The organism is Geodermatophilus sp. SYSU D00815 (assembly GCF_054050035.1).
In genome coordinates this window covers 24,257-31,221 of record NZ_JBJGYO010000038.1, presented here as the reverse complement: position 1 = coordinate 31,221, position 6,965 = coordinate 24,257, and the positions used below count along the sequence as shown (strand labels likewise).

8 protein-coding genes are annotated in these 6,965 nt (G+C 77.4%); 6 read left to right on the top strand and 2 right to left on the bottom strand.

Annotated elements, in window-relative coordinates; translation table 11 throughout:
- The first annotated feature begins 629 nt into the window (after positions 1-629).
- Positions 630-1,397 carry a hypothetical protein gene (locus ACI78S_RS23565; RefSeq protein WP_456977411.1) on the top strand — a complete coding sequence of 256 codons (768 nt, stop codon included), beginning with the start codon at positions 630-632 and terminating at the stop codon, positions 1,395-1,397.
- 21 nt (positions 1,398-1,418) lie between these two features.
- On the opposite strand, the gene ACI78S_RS23560 is transcribed toward ACI78S_RS23565, so the two are convergent.
- Positions 1,419-1,850 carry a DUF2795 domain-containing protein gene (locus ACI78S_RS23560; protein WP_456977410.1) on the bottom strand — a complete coding sequence of 144 codons (432 nt, stop codon included), beginning with the start codon at positions 1,848-1,850 and terminating at the stop codon, positions 1,419-1,421.
- 12 nt (positions 1,851-1,862) lie between these two features.
- Entirely contained in the window at positions 1,863-2,072 is a 210-nt protein-coding gene (locus ACI78S_RS23555; RefSeq protein WP_456977409.1) for a DUF2945 domain-containing protein, read from the bottom strand.
- 278 nt (positions 2,073-2,350) lie between these two features.
- On the opposite strand from ACI78S_RS23555, the gene ACI78S_RS23550 reads away from it, so the two are divergent.
- From ACI78S_RS23550 to ACI78S_RS23530, 5 genes are all read left to right on the top strand, one after another.
- On the top strand, positions 2,351-3,124 hold the full coding sequence (locus ACI78S_RS23550; protein WP_456977408.1) for a siderophore-interacting protein: 774 nt from the start codon (positions 2,351-2,353) through the stop codon (positions 3,122-3,124).
- Between the two features lie 124 nt (positions 3,125-3,248).
- A complete protein-coding gene (locus ACI78S_RS23545; protein WP_456977407.1) occupies positions 3,249-3,977 on the top strand; it encodes a response regulator transcription factor in 729 nt (242 codons plus the stop codon).
- Positions 3,974-5,464, top strand: a complete 1,491-nt coding sequence (locus ACI78S_RS23540; RefSeq protein ID WP_456977406.1) for a sensor histidine kinase — start codon at positions 3,974-3,976, stop codon at positions 5,462-5,464. The genes ACI78S_RS23545 and ACI78S_RS23540 overlap by 4 nt, the downstream gene beginning before the upstream one ends.
- Positions 5,465-5,493: 29 nt before the next feature.
- Positions 5,494-6,195, top strand: coding sequence for a PaaI family thioesterase (locus tag ACI78S_RS23535; protein WP_456977405.1), 702 nt, complete (start codon positions 5,494-5,496; stop codon positions 6,193-6,195).
- Complete coding sequence (locus ACI78S_RS23530; protein ID WP_456977404.1) at positions 6,192-6,929, top strand: inositol monophosphatase family protein; 738 nt, start codon at positions 6,192-6,194, stop codon at positions 6,927-6,929. The genes ACI78S_RS23535 and ACI78S_RS23530 overlap by 4 nt, the downstream gene beginning before the upstream one ends.
- The last annotated feature ends 36 nt before the right edge of the window (positions 6,930-6,965 follow it).

Genomic DNA, 6,965 nt, shown 5'->3' with positions numbered 1-6,965 from the left:
CGCCCGCCGCCCCCCCCCCCCCCACCCCCCCGCCCCCCCCCCCCCCCCCCCCCCCCCCCCCCCCCCCCCCCCCCCCCCCCCCCCCCCCCCCCCCCCCCCCCCCGGCGGGGTGGTGGAGGAGGACGGCGGCGCGGACGGCGGAGCGGACGGCGGCGCGGCGGCGGCGACCCCTGCGGCGAGCGGTCCGTCGTCGGACGGGGCCTGCGCGCCGGGGACCGGTGGCAGCCCGCCGCGGGTGCCCGGCGGCGGCGCGTCCGGGGCCTTCAGCCGGGGGGTGTCGGCCTCGCCGCGCCGGACCGCGCGCCGCCGTCCGGTGGCCGGTCCGCCCTGGCGGGCGAGCAGCTGCTCGACGGTGATGGGCTGGGCGCCGGGCTGGTCGGCGCGGGCACGGGACCGACCGGGTGCCCGACGGTCGCCGCCGTCGTCCCGCCTCGGCTGATCCCCCACCGCTGTCGACTTCCCATCGTGGCCGTGCCTGCGCTGCCGTCCCCCGTCCGCACCGGCGCCAGGCGCCGGGGCCCGCGCATCCGTGCGGCGGTCCTCCCACGATACGGGGACCGGCCGCCCGATCGGGTCGACTCGCCTGTACCGAGGGGCGCCGGATGCGCACCCGTCGTAGCGTCCCAGGCGTGAGACTTCCCTCGATCCCCGGCCCCGGTGACGTGCTGAACGCCGTGGAGGGCCTGCGCGAGGGCGTCTCCGACGCGCTGGCGCTGGTCCCCCGGATCGGCGCGGTGGTGGGCCGGGTCGAGGAGCTGCTCGGCCGGGTCACGACGGTGATCGGCCGGGTCGAGGTCGCGGTGGGGCGCGCCGAGGCGGCGCTGACCGCGCTGGAGGCGACCCGGGACCGCGCCGACCGGGCGATCGAGGAGGTCGGGGACACCCGGCGCAGGGCCGACGACGCGATCGAGCGGCTCGGCGGCACGCAGCAGCACGCCGACGACGCGATCGCCGCCGTGGCCGGCACGCGCGCCAAGGCCGACGAGGCGATCACCGCGGTCGGCCGGACGACGGCGCGGGCCGACGACGCGCTCGGCCGCGCCGAGGGGCTGGTCGGCCGGATGGAGCCGGTCGTCGACGGCTACGCGGAGCCGTTGCGGCAGCTGGCGCCCTCGCTGCGCCGGTTCGCCGAGACGATGGACCCGCACGAGGTCGAGGCCCTGGTCACGCTGATCGACCGGCTGCCCACGCTGGTGACCCACCTGGACGAGGACGTCCTGCCGGTGCTGCAGACCCTCGAGGGCGTGGCGCCGGACGTGCACGCGCTGCTCGACACCGTCCAGGACCTGCGCGAGGTGGTGAAGGGCTTCCCCGGCTCCAAGCTGTTCCGCCGGCGCGGCCGCGAGGAGATCGCGCAGGAGGAGTCCGACGGGGTCGGCCCCGCCGCCGAGGCCTGAGGCCCCGGCGGCGGGCACGGCTCAGGTCTCGGTCGGGTAGCCCAGCGCGCGGACGACGTCGCCGATCCGCTCGTAGGCCTGGCCACCGGGCAGCCGCTCCAGCTCGGCGACGACCGCGTCGGGCGCCCGGTGGTCGCGCGCGGCCTCCACCAGGCCCGGCCCGTCGCTGGGGAAGTCGGCGCGGTCGAGCCAGCGGGCTAGCTCCGCCCGCCGCACCACCGCGTCGGCGTCCATGCCGACCGGGGTGCCACCGACGAGGGTCCCGGCCGGGTCGGCGTCGACGTCCGGCTCTCCCTCGGCCACCGGCTCGACCTCGCGCCACTCCTCGGCGCGGGTGGCCCGTTCCGCCTTGAGCATGCCCTGGACCTCGTGCTCGAGCTCCTCGTCGACCCGGGGGCTGTGCTTGGTGCTGCGCGCCGACGAACCGGCGAACTGGTCTGCGCTCTCCGTCACTGCGTACTCCCGTCAGTCCTCGTGCAGGGCACCGGGCTTGTGGACCGCCGTGCCCCCGCTCTTGTCGCTCTTCACCTCGTACTGCGGCTCGTCCTCGCTCGCGCGCACCGTCCGGCCCGCGGCCTCGGTGTCCGAGGTGATCTTGCGCTGGACGGTGCCCTCGGCCTTCGAGCCGTGGCTGTTCCAGGTGACGTGGTCACCCTTCTCGAAGTCGTCGGCCATCGCTCCTCCTCGCTGCCGGCGTCCCCGCTCCCCTGCCCCCGGCGCGCGGCGGGCACACATCACCCGAAAGGAACGCGGTCTCACCCGTGCGGGCACTGGCGACGGGCGGACGGTGACGTAGCGTGGTCGTCGACGGGGGCTCCTCCACCGGAACGCGCTGGTCCGCACGCGGATCGCGGCTACCGAGGGTGAGGACGACCGCCGTCCCCGAGCGCCGGCCCGGTCGACCCCATTCCCCCGGGGACGGCCGGGCCGGCCCGTTCCTACGCTGGATCCCCGTGAACGCTCCCGACGTCCGGCCGGTCGACGTCCTCACCGTCGCGTCGGTGACCGACGTGACGCCGACGGTGCGCCGGGTCCTGCTGCACGGCGCCGAGGCGGCCGTGGCGGCCGCCGGGCCCACCGTCCACCTGCTGGTCCCCCGGGTCGGCGACGACGCCCCGTCCTGGCCGTCGATCGCCCGGGACGGCCGCATCGTCTGGCCGACGGGCAGCCACGGGGTGAGCCTGCGCAGCTACACCGCCCGACGGCAGGACCCCGCGGCCGGCACCGTGGAGATCGACTTCGTGCTGCACGGCACAGGGCCGGCCGCCGCCTGGGCCGCGGCCGCGGCGGCCGGGGCGCCCCTGGGCGTCGCCGGCGGCGCCCCGCTCGGCGACCGGCCGGCGGAGCACCTGCTGCTCGCCGGCGACGAGACCGCCCTGCCGGCGATCACGCGGGTCCTGGCCGGCGCGGCCCCGTCGGTGCGCGGCCTGGCGCTGGTGGAGGTGGCCGGCCCGGAGGAGGAGCAGCCCCTCGCCGCCCCGGCGGGCGTGCAGGTGCGCTGGCTGCACCGCGGCGGGACGCCGCCGGGCGAGAGCACGCTGCTGGCCGACGCGGTCGCCGCGCTGGAGCGGCCGGACGGCGAGGACCTGTTCGCCTGGGTGGCCGCCGAGTCGGCCGCCGTCCGCGCGGTGCGGGCCGACCTGCGCGGCCGCTGGGGGCTCGGCCGGGCCCAGCACCACGCGATCGGGTACTGGCGGCGCGGGCGGGCCATGTCCCCCGCCGGCTGACGGCGCGGGCCGTCCGCCGACGTCGCTGACAGCGAGTTCACAGGTACCGTCCAGGGCAGCCGAAGCCGGTGCCAGGAACCTCTCAGGCATGACGACGGCATCTGCACGCCCCCAGGGAGGAGCCGTGACCGGCAGCCAGCCCGACGGGCGCCCCGCGCCCGAGGCCCGCCTCCTGGTGGTGGACGACGAGCCGAACATCCGCGAGCTGCTCTCGGCGAGCCTGCGCTACGCCGGTTTCGAGGTGGCGACGGCCGCCGACGGCCAGCAGGCCCTCGCGCTCGCCGCCTCCTTCCGGCCCGACCTGCTCGTGCTCGACGTGATGATGCCCGGTCTGGACGGCTTCGGCGTCGTCCGCCGGCTGCGGGAGAGCGGCCGGCACACGCCCGTGCTGTTCCTGACCGCCCGCGACGCGGCGGAGGACAAGGTCTCCGGGCTGACCCTCGGCGGCGACGACTACGTCACCAAGCCCTTCAGCCTCGACGAGGTGCTCGCCCGCATCCGGGCGGTGCTCCGCCGCAGCCGGGGCCCGCAGCGCGCGGCCGAGGCCCCGCGGCTGACCTTCGCCGACATCGAGCTCGACGAGGAGTCGCACGAGGTCCTCAAGGCGGGGCAGCTGATCGCCCTGTCGCCGACCGAGTTCAAGCTGCTGCGCTACCTCATGGCCAACGCCGGGCGGGTGCTGTCGAAGGCGCAGATCCTCGACCACGTGTGGAACTACGACTTCAACGGCGAGGCCAACGTCGTGGAGTCCTACATCTCCTACCTGCGCCGGAAGGTCGACACCACCGAGCCGCGGCTGCTGCACACCATCCGCGGGGTGGGCTACACCCTGCGGCTGCCGCGCGGCACATGAGCGCTGCCCCGCTGGTCGAGGGCACCGCCCGGAGGGCCCCGGGGTCGCGGGTCCCGCTGCGGGTCACCCTCGTCGCCCTGCTCGTGGCGCTCGTCGCCGTCGGGCTCGGCGCCACCGGGATCGCGGCGACGTCGCTGCTGCGGGACTACCTCACCGACCAGCAGGACACGCAGCTGGTCAACGCGATGAGGGAGGCTCAGCAGCGCGGCCCGCGCGTGCTGGAGATCTGCCTGCGCGCGGAGTACCAGCCCGTGCCCGGGGGTACCTACGTCGCCTGCCTGCCGCCCGGCTCGGACGAGCCCGTGGTCGTGCAGGGTCCCCCGGAGGACGCCGCCGTCCTCCCCGACCTCCCGACGGTCACGCCGGAGACCACCCCCGGCGGGCTGGGCGAGCCGGTGACCGTGCGGTCGCAGGACGGGACGACCGACTGGCGGCTGCTCAGCGGCAACCTGGGCCAGGGCTACACCGTCGTCATCGGCACCGACATCACCCGCGACCAGGCGGCCATCAAGCGGCTGGTGACCATCGAGGTGGTCGTCGGGGTGATCGTGCTCGCCCTGCTGGGCGTCGCCGGCTACCTGCTGGTGCGCAACAGCCTGCGGCCGCTGGCCGACGTCGAGCGGACGGCGCAGGCGATCGCCGCCGGGGACCTCTCGCAGCGGGTCCCGGAGGGCTCGGAGCGCACCGAGGTGGGCCGGCTGTCGACGGCGCTCAACGGCATGCTGGCCCGCATCGAGCGCTCGTTCCGGGCGCAGCAGGCCTCCGAGGCCCAGGCCCGGGCGTCGGAGGACCGGATGCGGCGCTTCGTCGCCGACGCCAGCCACGAGCTGCGCACCCCGCTCACCTCCATCCGCGGCTTCGCCGAGCTGTACCGGCAGGGCGCCGTCGGCGGGCCGGAGGAGACCCGGCGGCTGATGAGCCGCATCGAGGCCGAGGGCGCGCGGATGGGGCTGCTGGTCGAGGACCTGCTGCAGCTGGCCCGCATGGACCAGCAGCGGCCGCTGTCGATCGTCCCGGTGGACCTCGCCGAGATAGCCGGTGACGCGGTGCACGACGCGCGGGCCGTCCAGCCCGAGCGCCCGATCGCGCTGCACCTCGACGAGTCGCTGACCGACGTGCCCGTCGTCCTCGGCGACGAGGCGCGGCTGCGGCAGGTGGTCGGCAACCTGGTCACCAACGCGCTGACCCACACGCCGCAGACCGCGCGGATCACGGTGACCGTCGCCGAGGACGCCGACCCCGACGTCCTGCTCGTCCGGGTGGCCGACGAGGGACCGGGCATGACGGCGGACGACGCCGCGCGGGTGTTCGAGCGGTTCTACCGGGCCGACGCGTCGCGCACCCGCGAGGCCGGGGGCACCGGGCTGGGGCTGGCCATCGTGGCGTCGCTGGTGGCCGCGCACGGCGGCACGGTGGACCTGGTCACCGCCCCGGGGGAGGGCGCCGCGTTCACCATGCGCCTGCGCCGGTCCGGCCCACCGTCCTGAGCCGCCGGACGCCTCGTTACCGTCCGGTCGTGGCACCCGAACCCGCTGACCCGACGCTGCTGGCCGCCGTCACCGAGCTCGGCGGCGCCCTGCGCGCGCTGCTCGACGCCTCGGTGCGCACGACGGTGCCGGCCGAGGAGCTGCGCGCGGTCGCGGCGGAGGCCCGGGCGGCCACCGCGCGGCTCCGCCGGGCGCAGCGACCGGCGCACCAGCTGCCGGCGCTGGACGACCCGATCGCCTTCCGCCGGGTGTACAGCCCGGTCACCGGTGTCGGCAACGCGATCGCGCCGCCGCTGGACATCCGGCGGGAGGACGGCGGGATCGTCGCCGAGGCCGTCCTGGGCCCGGCCTACGAGGGCCCGCCCGGCTACCTGCACGGCGGGATGAGCGGCCTGCTCATGGACCAGATGCTGGGTTCGGCCGCGATCGCGGCCGGGCTGTGGGGCATGACCGCGCACCTCGAGCTCGACTACCGCGGGCCCGTGCCGCTGGACACCCCGGTGGTGCTGCGGGCCCGCGTCGTCGACGACGCCGGCCGGCGGACCGCCGTCGAGGGCTCGATCGCGCTCGCCGCGGAACCGGACCGTGCCCTGGTCGAGGCGCGCGGCGTGTTCGTCGCGCCCCGGCCGGAGAAGCTGGCCGGCTACTTCGGCCGGATCACCGACGCCGCCGGCCGGCACCGTCCCCCCGGGCGGCCCACCGACGCGACCGCCGTCCGGGGCCTCCGGTGAGCGACGTGGGCGTCGCCCGGGAGGCCGCCGCGGCCGCGGCCCGGGTGCTGCTGTCCCTGCGGTCGGACGGCTCGCCCGGCGGCCGGGAGCTCGGCGACCGCGGCGACGCCGGGGCGCAAACCGCCATCGCCGCCGTGCTGGCCGAGCGCTGCCCGGGCGACGCGGTGCTCAGCGAGGAGGCGGTCGACGACCCCCGCCGGCTGGCCGCCGACCGCGTGTGGATCGTCGACCCGCTCGACGGCACCCGCGAGTACGGCGAGGGGCGCCGGGACTGGGCGGTGCACGTCGCGCTCTGGCAGGGCGGGACGCTGACCGCCGCCGCGGTGGCGCTGCCCGGCCTGGGCGCCGACGCCGTCCTGGTGACCGATCCGCCGCCGGCCGTCCCGCCCCGCGACGGCGGCCGGCTGCGGATCGCGGTGAGCCGGACCCGCCCGCCCGCCCAGGCGGACGCGGCCGCCCGGGCGCTCGGTGCGGACCTGGTGCCGATGGGGTCGGCCGGGTTCAAGGTCGCCGCGGTGGTGCGCGGCGAGGTCGACGCCTACGTGCACGCCGGCGGCATGTACCAGTGGGACTCGGCCGCTCCCGTCGCGGTCGCGCTCGCCGCCGGGCTGGTCGCCGTCCGGCTGGACGGCTCCCCGCTGCGCTACAACGGGCCCGACCCGTCGCTGCCCGACCTGGTGGTGTGCCGCCCGGAGCTGGGCGAGACGATCCTCACGGCCGTGGCCCCCGGGTGATCAGGGACACTGGGGCGGGAATCCGTACCGGCCCGG